Annotated in this window: 13 protein-coding genes and 2 tRNA genes; 3 read left to right on the top strand and 12 right to left on the bottom strand. The window is 50.1% G+C overall.

Going from position 1 to position 16187, the window contains the following annotated elements:
* Window position 1: 1 nt before the first annotated feature.
* Entirely contained in the window at window positions 2-1660 is a 1659-nt protein-coding gene (gene argS, locus AC9UCN_RS02850; RefSeq protein WP_509523499.1) for an arginine--tRNA ligase, read from the bottom strand.
* Between the two features lie 124 nt (window positions 1661-1784).
* Here argS and AC9UCN_RS02845 point away from each other — a divergent pair.
* Window positions 1785-1856 (top strand) — tRNA-Arg (locus AC9UCN_RS02845).
* Here the strand turns inward: AC9UCN_RS02845 and rdgB are convergent.
* Genes rdgB through murI form a run of 3 tightly spaced genes read right to left on the bottom strand, consistent with a single transcriptional unit; the run spans window position 1845 to window position 3985 of the window.
* Window positions 1845-2420 (bottom strand): RdgB/HAM1 family non-canonical purine NTP pyrophosphatase, encoded by a 576-nt coding sequence (gene rdgB, locus AC9UCN_RS02840; protein WP_509523498.1) that lies wholly within the window; start codon window positions 2418-2420, stop codon window positions 1845-1847. The genes AC9UCN_RS02845 and rdgB overlap by 12 nt on opposite strands.
* 2 nt (window positions 2421-2422) lie before the next feature.
* Entirely contained in the window at window positions 2423-3157 is a 735-nt protein-coding gene (gene rph, locus AC9UCN_RS02835; RefSeq protein ID WP_509523496.1) for a ribonuclease PH, read from the bottom strand.
* 15 nt (window positions 3158-3172) lie between these two features.
* Window positions 3173-3985, bottom strand: coding sequence for a glutamate racemase (murI, locus tag AC9UCN_RS02830; RefSeq protein ID WP_509523495.1), 813 nt, complete (start codon window positions 3983-3985; stop codon window positions 3173-3175).
* A gap of 51 nt (window positions 3986-4036) precedes the next feature.
* On the opposite strand from murI, the gene AC9UCN_RS02825 reads away from it, so the two are divergent.
* Window positions 4037-5338 (top strand): nicotinate phosphoribosyltransferase, encoded by a 1302-nt coding sequence (locus AC9UCN_RS02825; protein WP_509523494.1) that lies wholly within the window; start codon window positions 4037-4039, stop codon window positions 5336-5338.
* Here the strand turns inward: AC9UCN_RS02825 and AC9UCN_RS02820 are convergent.
* From AC9UCN_RS02820 to AC9UCN_RS02795, 6 genes are all read right to left on the bottom strand, one after another.
* Window positions 5335-5598: a DUF3039 domain-containing protein gene (locus tag AC9UCN_RS02820; protein ID WP_509523492.1), complete on the bottom strand. Its 264-nt coding sequence runs from the start codon at window positions 5596-5598 to the stop codon at window positions 5335-5337. The two genes, AC9UCN_RS02825 and AC9UCN_RS02820, sit on opposite strands and share 4 nt — an antisense overlap.
* Before the next feature lie 31 nt (window positions 5599-5629).
* Window positions 5630-6853, bottom strand: a complete 1224-nt coding sequence (locus AC9UCN_RS02815) for a S1C family serine protease (RefSeq protein ID WP_509523490.1) — start codon at window positions 6851-6853, stop codon at window positions 5630-5632.
* A 136-nt stretch (window positions 6854-6989) separates the two neighbouring features.
* Window positions 6990-7856 carry a hypothetical protein gene (locus tag AC9UCN_RS02810; protein ID WP_509523488.1) on the bottom strand — a complete coding sequence of 289 codons (867 nt, stop codon included), beginning with the start codon at window positions 7854-7856 and terminating at the stop codon, window positions 6990-6992.
* Between the two features lie 85 nt (window positions 7857-7941).
* A tRNA-Met gene (locus AC9UCN_RS02805) sits at window positions 7942-8018 on the bottom strand.
* Window positions 8019-8062: 44 nt separating this feature from the next.
* The gene (locus tag AC9UCN_RS02800; RefSeq protein WP_509523487.1) at window positions 8063-10942 is read right to left on the bottom strand and encodes a UPF0182 family membrane protein; all 2880 of its coding nucleotides are present in this window, start codon (window positions 10940-10942) and stop codon (window positions 8063-8065) included.
* 15 nt (window positions 10943-10957) lie between these two features.
* Window positions 10958-12049: a YlbL family protein gene (locus AC9UCN_RS02795; protein ID WP_509523485.1), complete on the bottom strand. Its 1092-nt coding sequence runs from the start codon at window positions 12047-12049 to the stop codon at window positions 10958-10960.
* A gap of 164 nt (window positions 12050-12213) precedes the next feature.
* Between AC9UCN_RS02795 and AC9UCN_RS02790 the strand changes: the two genes are divergently transcribed.
* Complete coding sequence (locus AC9UCN_RS02790) at window positions 12214-13512, top strand: zinc-dependent metalloprotease (RefSeq protein WP_509523484.1); 1299 nt, start codon at window positions 12214-12216, stop codon at window positions 13510-13512.
* Here the strand turns inward: AC9UCN_RS02790 and AC9UCN_RS02785 are convergent.
* Entirely contained in the window at window positions 13501-15189 is a 1689-nt protein-coding gene (locus AC9UCN_RS02785; protein ID WP_509523483.1) for an ATP-dependent helicase, read from the bottom strand. The genes AC9UCN_RS02790 and AC9UCN_RS02785 overlap by 12 nt on opposite strands.
* The gene (nudC, locus tag AC9UCN_RS02780; RefSeq protein ID WP_509523481.1) at window positions 15176-16135 is read right to left on the bottom strand and encodes an NAD(+) diphosphatase; all 960 of its coding nucleotides are present in this window, start codon (window positions 16133-16135) and stop codon (window positions 15176-15178) included. The genes AC9UCN_RS02785 and nudC overlap by 14 nt, the downstream gene beginning before the upstream one ends.
* Between the last annotated feature and the right edge of the window lie 52 nt (window positions 16136-16187).

Here is a 16187-nt window from a genome sequence, read left to right as displayed (position 1 = left end):
GTTACATCCTCTCTGGGGCAGAAACACCCAGCAGTCCGAGGCCATTACGCAAAACCACTCCCGCAGCGTCATTGAGCCAGAGCCTGGTGCGATGAATTGGCTCCACTGGATTGCCTGATTGAGGGATAACTCGACAGTTGTCATACCAGCGGTGGTAGCTACCGGCTACCTCTTCGATGTATCTAGCGATACGGTGCGGCTCTCTAAACTGGGCCGCCTGGGCTGCAAGCCTTGGAAATTCGCTTAGCTTGGCAAGCAGCTCAGTCTCGGTTGCGTGATCAAGCAAGCTTGGCTCGAACATAAAGTGATCAACTTGCATGCTCTTTGCGTTTACCGCAACCTGCTGCGTTCTGGCATGGGCATACTGAACGTAGAAAACCGGATTGTCGTTGGTCTTTTTTGAAAGCTGCGCGAGATCAATGTCCAACTGTGAGTTAGAAGATGATCTTGCGAGCGCATACCTAGCCGCATCCACCCCAACTGCTTCAACAAGGTCTTCCATGGTCACCACGGTTCCAGCGCGCTTGGACATCCGCACCGGTTCGCCATCGCGCATCAAATTCACCATTTGACCAATAAGAATCTCAAGATTCACACCCGGCTCGTCACCAAATGCTGAACACATCGCCATCATGCGCTGAACATAACCGTGGTGGTCAGCTCCAAGCATGATGATGCACCGGTCAAAACCACGTTCGCGCTTATCTAGGTAATAAGCCAAGTCACCTGCGATGTATGCGGCATTGCCGTCAGATTTGATGATTACACGATCGCGATCGTCACCAAATTCAGTCGAACGTAACCAGACAGCACCGTCTTGATCAAATACGTGGCCCAGTTCACGCAGTCGCTTGATGGCCTTAGCCACCGCATCTGATTCGTGAAGTGAGTTCTCGTGGAAGTAGACATCAAAATCAACACCGAATTCATGAAGGGATTGCTTGATTTGCTCAAACATCAGCTCGACGCCTACCGCGCGAAACTCTTCCTGGGCTTGATCATCGGGTAAAGACAGAATGTCTTTGCCACTTTTGGCAATTACTTGATTGGCTATCTCTTCTATGTAGTCTCCGCCATAGCCATCTTCTGGGGCTGGCAGTTTCTTGGCGCGAGCAATTAGAGATCTGGCGAAGCGATCAACCTGCTCACCGTGGTCATTGAAGTAATACTCGCGCGTTACATCGGCGCCCTGAAACTTGAGCAACCGAGCGAGCGAATCACCGGCGGCTGCCCACCTGGTTCCACCCATGTGTATCGGTCCGGTGGGATTCGCCGAGACGAACTCGAGGTTCATCTTTAGACCCTTTAGAGTCGCTCCCTCACCGTAGCCATGACCCGCTTCAACGATGGTTTTTGCCAGCGCTCCAGCGCTTGCCAGATTCAAGCTGATGTTTATAAAGCCAGGACCTGCAATATCGACTTTGGATACTTCTTCTAGGGCCTGGATCTCAGGAGCTAATAGCTCAGCCAAAGCCCTTGGGGCTAACCCAAATACTGGTGCAAGCTGCATGGCAGCGTTGGTGGCCCAATCGCCGTGCTCCCTGTTTCTTGGCCTTTCGACAACTATCTCCGCAGGCAGTTGGGCACTAGGAAGTGTGCCAGCTGACTGCATCTTTTCCAAGATGCGGCCAATGGCTGCAGCTAGTTCTGCTGGATTCAAGATTTGCCTCGCACGGGATAGATAAAAAAATTCAGAACAATCAGCAAGAATTTATTGCTTCAATAACGTAAATCTTACCGAGAAAGCCCCGTTTGAGGCCACGCTGTTAGGCTGGAAACGTATTGCCCCCATAGCTCAGGGGATAGAGCACCGCCCTCCGGAGGCGGGAGCGTAGGTTCGAATCCTACTGGGGGCGCAAATAGCTTGCTAGCTGTGACAGCGCCATGGAGCGATGACTAATCGAGTTTTTAACTTCTGGCTCAAGCTCTGCAGAGGAAACTTCAAAGCCTTCTGGAATAAAGATCGGATCGTAGCCGAACCCGTTAGTGCCGCTAGCCGAAGCTTTGATGTGACCTGGCAGCACTCCCGTGAAGCTAACCTCACCTGATTCGCCGACTAGAGAAATGGTGCAGACGAAACTTGCTGCCCTATTGCCTGCTGGAACATCTCGAAGCTGCGCCAAGACAAGATTGCGGTTTTTCTCGTCGTCTTTTTCCCCAGACCACCTAGCCGAGAAAATTCCAGGAGAACCGCCCATGATTTCGATTGCTAGTCCAGAGTCATCGGCGATCGAAGTCATGCCGGTATGTAAAAAAGCTGCTCTGGCTTTTATCAAGGAGTTTTCAAGAAAAGAACTGCCATCTTCAATGGGCTCTGGTCCGTCATAACCTAGAAGCTCCAACCCCGAAACCAGTGGCTCCAAAATGGCGGCAACTTCTTTTACTTTGTGAGCGTTATGGGTTGCTAGAACCAGCTTCAAAACTATGACCTTGCTGTTCTGAGAACTTCTTGTTGCATGGCGGTTAGCTCTTTGGTTCCTTTTAGAGCGAGATCCAACAGGGCATCAAGTTCGGACCTGTTGAACGGGGTCTTTTCGGCTGTGCCTTGAACCTCGACAAACGCTCCTGAGCCAGTGACAACAACGTTCATGTCAGTTTCTGCTCTAACATCCTCGGTGTAAGCAAGGTCCAAAAATGGAACAGCGTCAACAATTCCAACCGAGATAGCAGCGATGCTGTCAGAAATTGGCTGCTTCTTTGCTGAGATAAAGCTTTTTTCCTTACCCCACTCGATTGCATCTACCAGTGCGATGTAGGCACCCGTGATTGCGGCGGTTCTAGTTCCACCGTCGGCTTGCAAAACATCACAGTCAATAACAATGGTGTTTTCTCCAAGATCTGAGAAATTGACAACACTTCTTAGTGCGCGACCAATGAGTCTTGAAATCTCATGAGTGCGTCCGCCCATTTTGCCCTTGACTGACTCGCGGTCTGATCGATCGTGAGTGGCTCGCGGCAGCATTGAATACTCAGCCGTGACCCAACCTTCTCCCTTGCCAACTTTCCATCTTGGAACACCAGGAGTGAAAGACGCGGTGCACAAAACTCTAGTTTCACCAAAGCTAATCAGCGCGGAGCCTTCAGCGTGCGAAGACCAACCTCGCTCAACGGTGACTTTTCTAAGCTCGTCTGGTGCGCGACCATCAATTCGTTTCAACTATTGTTCCTATCTTTAGAGTTTCTGAACCTTGGAAACTTCTGGACCAAGGAATCTTTTGGCTAGCTTCTCAAATGCTGCAACGTCACCGGTTGCGCGAAAAGACAATGTAGGCGGGGTTTTATCTGTTCTGAGCAAATCGTTTTCCATTAGCACCTTGTATACATCCTTAGCGGTTTCTTCAGCTGAGGAAACCAAAGTAACTTGATCTCCCATCACAAAAGATAGTGCTCCAGTTAGCAGTGGATAGTGAGTGCAGCCCAAAACCAAAGTGTCAATGCCGCTTTCTTTCAGCGGCATTAGGTAATTTCTGGCTGCCGCAATAATCTCTGGCCCGGAGGTTACCCCAGCTTCGACATACTCAACAAAACTTGGGCAGGCAACGCTTTGCAGGTCGATGTCTACAGCAGCTGCGAACGCATCATCGTAAGCCTTTGAATTAATGGTCGCGGTAGTGCCAATCACGCCGACTTTTCCATTGGAAGTCAAAGCGACCGCTCTTCTTACAGCAGGCTGGATTACCTCAACTACTGGAATGGATTTACCTTTGGTGTATCGCTCTCTGGCGTCTCGCAAAACTGCAGCGGAAGCAGAGTTACAAGCAATAACCAAAACCTTGACGCCCTCATCAACTAGCTTGTCCATCACCGCAAGGGCAAGTTCGCGAACTTCCGAAAGCGGTCTTGGTCCATAGGGAGCGTTTGCTGTGTCTCCAACATATATAACTGACTCGTTTGGAAGCTGATCGATTATCGCTCTGGCAACAGTTAGCCCACCCAAGCCGGAGTCAAAAACTCCAATAGGCGCGTTTTGAAGGGTGGTGGTCACGGTCTTCAGTCTATAACTTGGGTCAATTGCTATCAGGGCTAGGCTTAAGATGTGCTTACCTCCAGTGCATTACTAACCGACCGCTACGAGCTCACCATGCTCCAGGCGGCACTTCGCTCCGGCAAGGCAAACCGTCACGGAATTTTCGAAGTGTTTGCTCGCAGCCTGGCTGGTGGCAGAAGATTCGGTGTGTTTGCAGGTAGCGGAAGACTGCTGGATCTAATTCAAGACTTTCGCTTTGGGACTGAAGAAATTGAGTGGCTGGTAACAAACAAGGTCGTTGATGACGCCACTGCCGCCTGGCTTGCAAACTACAAGTTTTCTGGAAACATCTGGGGATACGCCGAGGGTGAGATCTACTTCCCATACTCGCCAGTATTGGCCGTGGAGGGAACCTTTGCCGAAGCGGTAGTTCTAGAAACTCTGATTTTGTCCGTTTTGAACTACGACTCCGCGGTTGCAAGCGCAGCTTCAAGAATGGTCACCGCAGCCCAGTCGAGGCCGGTATCTGAGATGGGTTCTAGAAGAACCGGAGAAAACTCCGCCGTTGCTGCCGCAAGAGCCGCTTACATTGCCGGCTTTAGCGCAACATCAAATCTTGAAGCGGGTAGAAGTTTTGGTATCCCCACCATGGGAACTGCCTCGCACGCATTTACTCTGCTGCACGATAGCGAACAGCAAGCCTTCGAAGCTCAGCTGGAGGCATTCGGTACCGACACCACTTTTCTTGTTGACACTTACAACATCGAGTCTGGAATCAAAAACGCAATCAGTGTCGCCGGCCCAAAACTAGGCGGTGTGAGAATTGACTCTGGAGATCTTCCAATAGAGGTAGCAAAAGCCCGCTTACTGCTAGATCAGCTTGGAGCCACCGAAACCAAAATCACAGTCACTAATGATTTGAATGAATACGCAATAGCATCTCTAGCCTCTGCGCCGGTAGATAGCTACGGAGTTGGAACCTCGGTGGTAACTGGATCCGGGGTTGCGGCAGCTGGCTTTGTTTACAAAATGGTGGCCTACCAAAACGAATCAGGTGACTGGCACACGGTTTCAAAACGGTCTGCTAAAAAATCGAACCTGGGTGGAAGAAAGTTTGCCATTCGTCGGCACTCAGAAGACACGATTGCAATAGCCGAAGTTATTGGAACTGGAACAACCCCTGAACAAAAACGCGGTGAGCGCTATTTGCTAGTTCAGTTGGTAACTAACGGAGTGCCGGAAAGCAAATACCAGGGCTCAGCTGGAGTTGAGCTAGCACGCTCGCATCACTCAAAAGTAAAGTCGAATCTTCCCGCCAGTGCACTTCGCCTAACTAAAGGCGAGCCTGCAATTCAGACTCTGTTCGTTTAGTCCTTACCCTCATCGCCTGGCTTTAGCTTGGAATGAATTTCCTTGCACTTGGGGCAAATAGGAAAGCTTTGTGGGTCGCGGCCTGGAACCCAAACCTTGCCGCAAAGAGCAACAACCGGAGTTCCCATAACCGCGGACTCGACGATTTTTTCTTTCTTGACGTAATGAGAAAATCTCTCGTGATCGCCAGGCTCGAAAAGCTTTGGCTCTACTAAAGTGTCAGTTCCGTAACCTGAGTCAGGATTGGTTTGTTCGCTCATGATCACTCTTTTCTAGAACGGGTAAATCTAACTACAGCACAACATCGAAAGTTAGACTTTCACCGTCTCGCAGTATCTCGATCTTGACTTCAGTGCCTGCCTTTTCTTGGCGCACTGCAGAAGTAAGCTCACTCGCGCTACTGATGGTCTTGCCATTTAGTTTCACGACTATGTCATCGGGTCTTATGCCAATTCCCTCGGCTGCTCCCCCGGGGGTTACCTCAATAACGAGCGCTCCAACTGGAAATGCAGAACCGTTTTCTGAAGACATTGCATCGCCGATAAGAACTCCCAGAACCCCGTGAGTTGACTCACCGGTTTCAATGATGTCCTTGGCAATTCTGTCTGCAACATTCGAAGGGATAGCAAAACCAACACCGATGCTGCCGCCTTCTACCGCTCCGCCAGCTCTAGCGATTGCAACGTTGATGCCAATAAGTTCGCCACGAATGTTCACCAAAGCTCCACCCGAGTTTCCGGGGTTAATGGCAGCATCAGTTTGAATTACTCCAAGACTTACCGGAGGAACCGAACTACCTGACCAAAACTCAAGTCCGGTTTCATCAGGATTCTCCGAGGAGGCAACTTGAATGGTTCGATTTAGTGCTGAAACAATTCCCCTGGTTACAGTGGCCTCGAGTCCCAGCGGAGCACCGATGGCAACAACCTGGTCTCCAACATTGATTTTGGAAGAATCAGCAAACACCATTGGTATCAATGGTTTGGTAGTTTCGATTTTTATCACCGCTAGATCGTTAGTTGGATCAGTTCCGATAAGGCGCGCTGAATACACCTCACGCTGATTGGTGCGAACCGAAAGTTCAACGTTGGCTGTACTGCCGCCAATTGTGACCACGTGGGCGTTAGTAAGAATGTATCCATCACTTGTTAGCACCACCCCAGAACCATTGCCGCCAGAGCCAGAACCAGAAACTCTGATGGTCACTACCGATGGAGAAGCAGCTGAGGAAGCCGCGGTGACCCAGTTAACGTCTTCAAGATTGTTAACAACAATCGCCGGTGGCCTTGTTAGATAGTTCTGAGCTAAAACTCCTGCTCCAGCGCCAATTGACGCTCCCATCAATACACCCAAAAGGATTGCCGAGGTTGCAGTGAAGAACGTCAGCCTTTTCTCTTTGGTCTTTTTCTGCTTGAGTTTTTTAGGTGTAAGTGCAACCGGAGGGTCAAAAAGGAACTGGCTGTTGTAACTGTTTTTTCTACCGAGACCGCTTGGGTCTTGCGGTTGAATGCTCATGTTAGAGGCCTTTCGTCTTGCCTTAATCATGGCAAACAAGTCTGAGGTTAGGCAGGGAGTTAGCTGACCCTTTGCCTAACTATAAGACTATGACAGACCTACAAGACTATGACAGATGGCAAAAAACAATAGCCGGCTAGGGCAGGCACCCCCAGCTTTTTGGGTTTGTACTGCAATCCCCTCCCACCAGTAAGAGCTTTGGCGGCGTTGGCGGAACCGCTGGAATCTTGATTGAAACGTCAAGGTCGAGAACATTACTCAACACCGAGATTTGGCCAGCAACCGCTTGCCAAGCCGTTTCACCAACTACTCGGTAGCTCACGAAATAGCTTGCGATTGCCCATGCTTGATACTTTCCGGATTGTTCGAAGCTTCGCTTTATCTCCACGCCTTGAATACGATTTCCATCGCTGAATTGCCAACCTAACCCCGCCGGTGAGAACTGAACCTCGGCCTGGCGACCAAGAATCACTTGCGAACCATAGTGAAGCGAAGGGTTTGCGCTAAATGTGAAAGTCTCGCCCGCGGGCAGCTGAGAAGCCGGATATACAGATGCCTTGAGCGGATTTGGCGAGAAAGAAACGGCTGCACTAGCAAAGTTAGTTGCTGCAGGAGTAAAACTCACCGGTGGTGGCGAAGCCGGCTTGGAAGCGGTTGGTTGGCTTGGATTGCAAACGGACTTGACCCAGCGCTCCGCAGCATCTGGGGACTTTGGCATTTGCTTGCGCTGAGCGGCAGTTGGACAAACTGGTTTTGCTACTGGCTTGAGTGTTATTCCGCTAGGAGGTTTTGGTGCGGTTGGAGAAGTTAGCGCTGGGGTGGTTGTTTGAACCCCAACACAAACTGTCACCGAACCCGAATGCATGGCAGATCCATGGGAAACACCAGAACTTCCGGAACCTCCAGTGGAACAAGCCATGGCAACTGGGGCTTCAACAAACACTAGGGCTGAAGTGATAAGCAAACTAGAAAGCGTAACTGCAAGTTGGGAAGTGATCGACATACGCAAAACCATAAGTACATTAATTTTTTAGCGCAGAACTTATGCACAACAAAAAACCCCACCCGAATGGGTGGGGGTTTCTAATTGGTTGCGGGGGCAGGATTTGAACCTACGACCTCCGGGTTATGAGCCCGGCGAGCTACCGAACTGCTCCACCCCGCGGCGAAGTTTCAATCTACCACTTTTGAACACATGCTGCTAGTGCACTATGGAGTTGCTGACAGCGCTGCCTCAATTGCTTTCCGAAGCTTTTCTTCAGCTTCGCCAAATGCGGTCCAGTCACCGGCTGCCATCGCGGCATCCTTTTCCTGGATAGCTTCAAGAGCGTCCTGCAAAGCGGCAGCTAACGCATCCGAACCAGTGGCTGGGGCTTCTGGTTCGGTAGGTTCAGCTTCTGGATCTGCAGGGTCAACTGGATCTGTCTCATCTGGAATTCCAGAGGATCCAAACAGAGCCGTTAGCGCTTCATCAAGAGTGTCTTCGAATGCGATTTGATCACCAAAAGCAACCAAGATCTTTTGCAATAGCGGGTAGCTGGTTTCACCAGTGGACTGGATGTAAACCGGCTGCACGTAAAGCAATCCACCACCAACTGGCAGAGTCAGCAGGTTTCCATTTAGAACTCTGGTTGATCCCTGTCTCAAAATGTTCAGTAGCTGAGAAACCTTGGAATCGGCGCTGAAGTTGTTTTGCACCTGACCAGGTCCTGGAACAATCGTGCTCTTTGGAAGAGTCAGAAGCCTTAGCGTTCCGTAGTCTGCAGACTTCTTTCCTGCGGTTGTTCCAGCATCAGAGTTTGCCACGAAGTAACCAGTTAGCACGTTTCTCGAAGCCTCGCCGGTGGAGCGAGGTATGAATGTCGAATACAACGAGAAATCAGGAGCATCAGTGCCTGGCACCTGCATTGTCAAATAGTAAGGAGGCTGCAGTGTTCCAACTCCTGATCCACCAACTGGATCATTAGGTGTCATCCAAGCATCCTGCTGAGAGTAGAAAGCTCCAGCATCTTCAACGTGGTAGCTACCCAAGATTGAACGCTGAACCTTGAATAGATCAGCTGGGTAACGAACGTGGGAAAGTAGCTCGCCGGACATTTCACTCATTGGGCGAATGGTGTCAGGGAAAGTCTTTTTCCAAGTTTGCAAGATTGGGTCTTTTTCGTCCCATTCATACAGCGTTACTTTTCCGTCGTAAGCATTGACTGTGGCCTTCACGGAGTTTCTGATGTAGTTGGCTTCTCCGCGAAGCAGCACACTCGGTGAGTTAGCGTCGGCAATTGCCTGGGCTAGGTCCTCAGATTTGGAATATGGATAGTTGTTTGAGGTTGTGTAACCATCAACAATCCAAAGAACCTGACCGTCGATGATTGCTGGGTACGGATCTGAATCCAACTCCAAAAATGGTGCGACAGCGGCTACGCGCTCACGCGGGTTGCGGTTGTAAAGAATCTGAGACTCAGCGTTGATGGCATCAGATAACAGAATCTGTTCGCTCTGGAATTTCAGAGCGTAAGCAAGGCGTGGAATGATTCCAGAAATCATTGGACCACCGGAGCCTGAGAAGGTGTTGTAGGTCTGATCGATTTCACCCTCGCCGGCTGGGAAATCAAGCTCTAGAGGTTCGGAACCAGAGGGCGCCCCAACAATCGAATAAGTTGGGGAGCTTTCGCCGAAGTAAACCCGTGGTTCGTAGTCGCCAAGTGCTCCAACCGAAGGAATACCGGATTGCATAAATACTGGTTTTCCATCCGGGGTGCGCTGGTTACCGTAAGCGGCAACAACACCGAATCCGTGGGTGTAAACAACCACGTTGTTATACCAAGACTGAGAGTCTCCAAGACCAGCCTGGTTTAGTTCACGAACCGCCAAAACAGTATCTTGAACCTTGCCGTCGATCTCGTAGCGACCAACATCTAGCTGGTTTGGGAAGTTGTAGTACTGGCGGAACTGCTCGAGCTGTCTAAACGAAGAGCTAACAAGAGCTGGGTCCAAGATTCGAATCGAAGCGGTGGTTTCAGCATCCTCACGAAGAGCTCCTGGCTCGGCGTCAACAACGGCGTTGTATTCAACGCGCTCAACGGTATCGATACCAAAAGCCTTGGAGGTGGCATCTAGGTTTCTTTGAATGTAAGGAGATTCCAAAACTCGCTCATTTGGAATTACCTGAAAAGTCTGTACCGCCCAAGGAAACAAGCCCCCAAGGATCAGCGAGCTAACAACCATCAAACCGGTTGCAACAACAGGTAGGCGCCATTTGCCAACAAAAGCTGCGACCAAGAACAACAGGGCAACTACCACCGAGATAAGTGCCAAGATTTGCAAACCTGGGATTGCTGCGTTGACATCTGAATAGCTTGCGCCAGTAAAGAGTCCTGCTGAGCTAGTCAACGTGCTGTACTGATCCAACCAAAGCGATGCACCTTGAGTAAGAAGGTATAAAAACGCGGTTACTCCAATTTGAATGCGGGCTGCCCTTGAAACTAGGGTTTCGCGACCGTTGAATTTAATGCTTCCGTAAATGATGTGAACACCGGCTGCGAGTAAAAGTGCAATCAAGAATGCGGCGGATAGGAATCCAACCAGGCCGATGTAAAACGGTAGCTCAAAGATGTAAAAAGAAATGTCCAAACCAAACTGCGGGTCGGTGTCGCCAAAAGGAGTTCGGTTCAAGTAGCTAAGTACGATCCCCCAGTTAGGCGCTACTGCCAAACCAGCTAAAGCTCCAAGAGCTAGTGGGACACCAATCATTACCGCTTTTCGCAATTGGTCAATTAGCTGGCGATACTGCTCAAAAGGCGATCTCTCGTCAGCAAACTTGAGGTATACCGGTCTAAACCTAAAAGCTAGCCACAGACCCAATCCGGTGATCAGAGTAAATGCCAAAGCGGAAACAGTAAACAGAGCGCTCTGCGCAAAAATCTGAGTGCTTAGCACACTCAGGAATCCAAGTTGGTCAAACCACAACACGTCGGTGTATAAACCAGCAACGCTTAGCAAGATGGCACCAATAACAACAACTATTCCAATAGCGATTGTCGACGGGGATATCCTCGGTCTTGGAATGCCTTGGTTAGCAGCTTGGGTCATGATTCTCCTGTTTTTCTAGTTCGTGCAACTTGGTAAAGATTCCACTTGCTCATCGGCCGAAAGCTTTTCTAAAGCGTCGAGTGCTTGCTGTAATGTTTCTATTTTAACTACCCTCAGGCCATCTGGGACGTTTCCTACAATTTCCTCGCAGTTAGCCGCTGGAGCCAAAAACACCGTGGCACCGGAGCGTGAAGCCCCATAGAGCTTCTGCACCGCGCCACCAATTGGGCCAACTTCGCCAGATTGGGTAATGGTGCCTGTTCCCGCAACGTGCAGGCCACCTGTTAGATCTCCTGGAGTGAGTCGGTCAATGATCCCAAGAGCAAACATCATGCCACCGGATGGGCCACCGACATCTCCTAGCTGGAGATTTACTTCTATAGGAAAGTCATATTTGTATCCCACCAAAATTCCGAGTCTAAAGTTTCCCTCAGCGTCCTCGACTGGAGACACTTCCTTTGTGACTTCCCGCCCGTTCCTATCCACGACAACTGACAGTGGTGCTTCTTCGTCCCAACTGGTGACTATATCTTTTAGCTGTTCGATGTCTGTGATCGGCTCAGAGTTGATCGATAATACAAAATCGCCAGCAACCAGCTTTCCGCTTGCTGCTGCGTCTGCCACCACCTCGGCTATGTATACCTGCCTTGGAGTTTCGTAGCCCAGGTAATTCAGCGCTGCGGCAATAGCGTCTTGCTGGGAAACTTCCATCATCGCGCTGGATTCAGATCTAATTTCTTCAGTAGTGCGATCATCTGGATAGAGCAGCTCAACTGGAACTACCGCCTGAGATTCGTCTAGCCAAGCAAGTCCGATTTCAATCCAGTTTGGAGTGTTCTCTGGCCTTCCAACGATGCTGACGGTGAGCACCTCTAGCGTTCCTTCTGACTCGTAGCTTTGAGCACCAGAAATTTGAATCACTGGCTCATTATCAACTTCACCCAAAACGTCGTAGGTCGGGCCAGCTCTTTCGATTAGGTAGGGCGTTGGCAGTAGGGCCAAGACGAGAAAACCCGCGGCAAAGGTCACCACAGTAAAAAAGGTGATAGCGCTCTTGGCGCGTTCGCTAGATTTTGAACGAGTTCTGCGTCGCTGGAAAAAAGTCATGCCCGCCTTGATTTGTAAGCCTTCCGATTAGCCTAAGTGAGCCCGCTAGACAACCTGCCCCAAAATTCCACGCTCTCGGCGAACACTCAGTAAGCAAAGCAATTGTTCAGGCAGATTAGGCAACTGGAGGAAGTAGCCTTGAATCAGAGCGAAGAGGTAGTCAAGTGAACGATAACCGGCAAGAGCCCGAAGACTTTGAGGCCATGCTGCGCAAGTTCCTATCCGGTCAACCACTAGATCCTGAGCAACTGGCCAAGGCCGCAGGATTGCCCATTGACCCAAAGGCACTGCAGGAAATGCTAACTCAAATCGGCGCCGCCATTGCTCCAGGTGGTCAAACAGAAGGTGTGAACTGGAATCTAGTTCAAAGCCAGGCTAGAAAAATCTCTGCAAAAAACACCGTTGCTGTTCCAGAGTCAGTTGGCCGATCAATCAATACTTCAACTGCAACTGGAAATCTATGGCTCGATGAAGCAACAGATCTGGGTCCAATTTCTATAGAACCAAAACTTCTTTCAAGGGAACTTTGGGTCGCAGACTCAATTGGGCTCTTCAAAGATCTCGCAACTCCGGTAGCAGAGCGGATGGCAATAGCGCTAACCGAGAACTTTCAAGAAAACCTTCCCGAGGAATTTGCCGGCATGCTCTCACAAGCAAGCGGCATTATGAAATCCGCCGGGTCAGTTATGTTTGCGATGCAGCTCGGCGAAGCTCTAGGAAAGCTATCTGAAGAAGTGCTAAGCGGTGGAGATATCGGCTTGCCAATCTTCCAAGAAGCAAGGCCAGCCTTCGTTGCCCAAAACCTCGCGAACTTTGTAAACTCCCTCGAAGAAGAAGCGGATCAGGTTTACATTTACCTTGCGGTGCGCGAGCTTGCCCACTCCAGGCTCTTCAAGCACAGCAAGTGGCTTCGTGGATACATCGTGAATCTCATAACTTCCTACGCCAGCGAAATCACAATCGACAACACCAAGATTGTTGAGCTCTCAGAAGGATTTGACCCTGCCGAAATCGGCAACATCCAAAAAGCACTGGAATCAGGTGCTCTGATTGCCCCAAGAACCGATTCACAAACCAGAGCACTGGAGCGCATTGAAACAGTGCTTGCACTAATCGAAGGTTGGGTTGACTGTGTTACCCAAGCTGCCACCAAGCGACTTCCAAGATCTTTAGCTATTGCCGAAACCATGAGACGAAAGCGCGCCTCAATCGGTCCCGCCGAGCGAACTTTCTTGACGCTGATTGGATTAGAGCTGCGGCCAAGAAAGATTCGCGAAGCATCTTCGATGTGGCAGCAGGTAACCGATGCGGTTGGTCTAGAAAAAAGAGACGCGATTTGGTCGCATCCGGATCTGCTTCCTACCGAGCAAGACATCAAAGACCCAGCCAAGTTGATTGAACGTGCCTTGAAGAAAAACCCAGATGACGAAATTGATGCGGCGCTTAGGGACTTACTGGGCTAAACCCGATTGCAACAGGGCAATAAACCTCGAAGCTGAGCGTTCTCTACCCTTATCTTGATTCACGAAGGACAGTCTTAGCTGAGCCTTGGCTCTGGTAATCCCCACATAAAGAAGTCTTTTCTCCTCTTGAATTGCGGCGTCTGTCTTCGCGTAAGTAATAGGTAAGTAACCCTCGTTTAGGCCAATTATGAAAACCATTGGCCACTCCAATCCCTTGGCCGCGTGAATGGTGGATAACGTAACGGCTTCCTGGGTTGGCTCATGTTGAGAGTGGGCGCGATCGGCTAGCTCTAAGGCAAACTCTTTGATACCTGATCCTTCTGGGAGTTCATCGACCATGGATAACAGAGCATTCAGAGCTTCCCACTTAGTCGCAACAGCGCCTTGCTGCGTTGGTCTTTGCTGTTGCCAACCAAGAGAGCGAACGATGTCGCTTACTGCGTGATCCAGAGGTTTACCCGAAGGCGAAAGTGCTTCAGCCCGAATCAGCTGCACCGCGGTGCGTATTTCCGGTCTAGCAAAAAACCGTTCGCCTCCTCTTAGTTGGTAAGCAATACCTAAATCATCCAGGGCTCGTTCTAATTCTTCGGACTGACTGTTGATTCGATACAAAACCGCGATGTCGCTTCTTGGAACACCAGCTTGGATAGCTTCGTTGATGGCTTTGGCAACTTCTTTGGCTTGGGCGAGTGTGGAATCAAAGCTATCGATTGTTGGGGCTGTGCCCGCACCTCCAGCTGCTTCGAGGTCGCCGCCCAGTGCCGAATCACTGGTTAGTCGATTGGCAAAGGCAACAATTTGTTTACTGGATCGATAATTGGTGATCAGATCCACAACAGTGGCTTCTGGGAATCGATCTGGGAAGCTACGCAGAAATTCACTGCTGGCGCCAGTAAACGAATAAATTGTCTGGTTCGGATCCCCAACAACACAAAGCTCAGCGTGAGAGCCCAGCCACTGATCTAACAGGGCGTGCTGCAAAGGAGAAATGTCTTGATACTCATCGACTGTGAAAAAGCGATATTGACTTTGAACGTGAGACAGGGCTCTAGGTTCGGCTTTTAGTAGCCCCAGAGTCAAAATCAAAACGTCTTCCCAATCAAGGCGCTGCATCCGAATCTTCTCTTGTTCGTAGCCTTGCTGAATTTCAAGATTCTTGGCAAAGCTAAGCCCTGCTACCTGAGCCCTGGAATCAGCCAGCAGCGCATACTCTTCCATCGAAAGCATCGAATACTTTCGCCACTCAATCTCACTCGCGAGATCTCTAAGGGCTGCCTGATCCAAATTGATTGACATTGCTTTGGCAACTTGACCAATAAGTTTCGCTTTGGAGTCAAGAATTGAAGGTGCTGGCACTCCAACGAGCTGTGGCCAAAAGTATTCCAACTGAGCAAGTGCTGCGGCGTGAAAAGTCCTGACCGAAACAGCTCCCACACCAAGCTGGCGAAGCCTTGCCCGCAACTCCCCCGCTGCGCGATTTGTATAGGTAAGTGCGAGTACGCGATTGGCAGCGAAGTGCCCCGTGGCAATTCCATAGGCAATCCGGTGCGTGATTGTTCTCGTTTTTCCAGTTCCAGCACCGGCCAATATCACCGTCGGGCCAACTAGAGATTGAGCGGCAACTTTTTGATTCGGATCTAGCCCCTCTAGAACCTGCTCCGCGCTACTGTTGGCCATTTTTTGCTTCTTCAATCGCTGAATCAATTGGGGAACCATACCAAAGCTCAATTAGAGATCTAGAGATAGTTGAATCACTTGGTAGCAAAAGTGATTTCACCTCCGTTGCTATTTCAGCTCTAGAGAACCAGCGCAATTTCACTATTTCTTCACCATCGGGCAAGAACTCAATGCTTGAGTCCGCCTTGGCGCTAAAGCCCAGCATTAGTGACTGTGGAAACGGCCAGCTCTGTGAATAGAGATACTGGATATCGAATACCTCCAGGCCACACTCCTCTTTCATCTCTCGAACTACGGCAGCTTCTAAAGATTCTCCGGCCTCAACAAAGCCAGCAAGAACAGACCAGCGATTGTGTTCCCAGGTGCCCTGAGAGCCAAGCAGGATTCGATCCTGCTGATCAGTGATGGCAACAATGATTGCTGGATCGGTTCGCGGAAAGATTTCATTATTGTCTTTGAAGCAGCGTCTGGACCAGCCACCCTGTTCGATAACTGTCGGTGTCCCACACTTGGGACAGTGAGCATTGTTCTCGTGCCAGTTATAAAGCGCCAAAGCTTGAGTGAACAATCCAGCATCTCGATCAGATAGCTGCGCGCCGAGGCTTCGAAGACCAATCCATTTCGAACCATCTGGCTCAATTTGGTTCGCGGAGTTCTCGTTAACAATTGCCAGAACAATTGCAGCCCCGTTGGCTTCATGCGAGGTTGCCGATGTGGTTTTTCCCAGGTAGACCCGAAGGTTCGCTGTGGGGACTTGATCTACTGGCATGAGATTCAGCTTTGGTGTTTCAGAATCAGCTCTTAGGAGAACTCTTCCGCGATGCATCGCAAGTACGCGGGTAGTCTCGAGACTCCAGAGCTCATCGAATAGCTCAGGTCTTGACCTAGATAAGTAGTCTCTATCGAGCTCCCAGCGAGCAAGGGGTGGGAGCTTGATTTCGGTCACTTTATCCTCGCGTGGCGATACTGAATAGATTGGGCAATGTTGTCTAACCTAA

Origin of the sequence: Rhodoluna sp., from assembly GCF_036721215.1 — a bacterium.
Taxonomy (GTDB): Bacteria; Actinomycetota; Actinomycetes; order Actinomycetales; family Microbacteriaceae; genus Rhodoluna.
The sequence above is the reverse complement of the archived record's forward strand: the minus strand, read 5'-3'. Positions and strand labels throughout refer to the sequence as shown.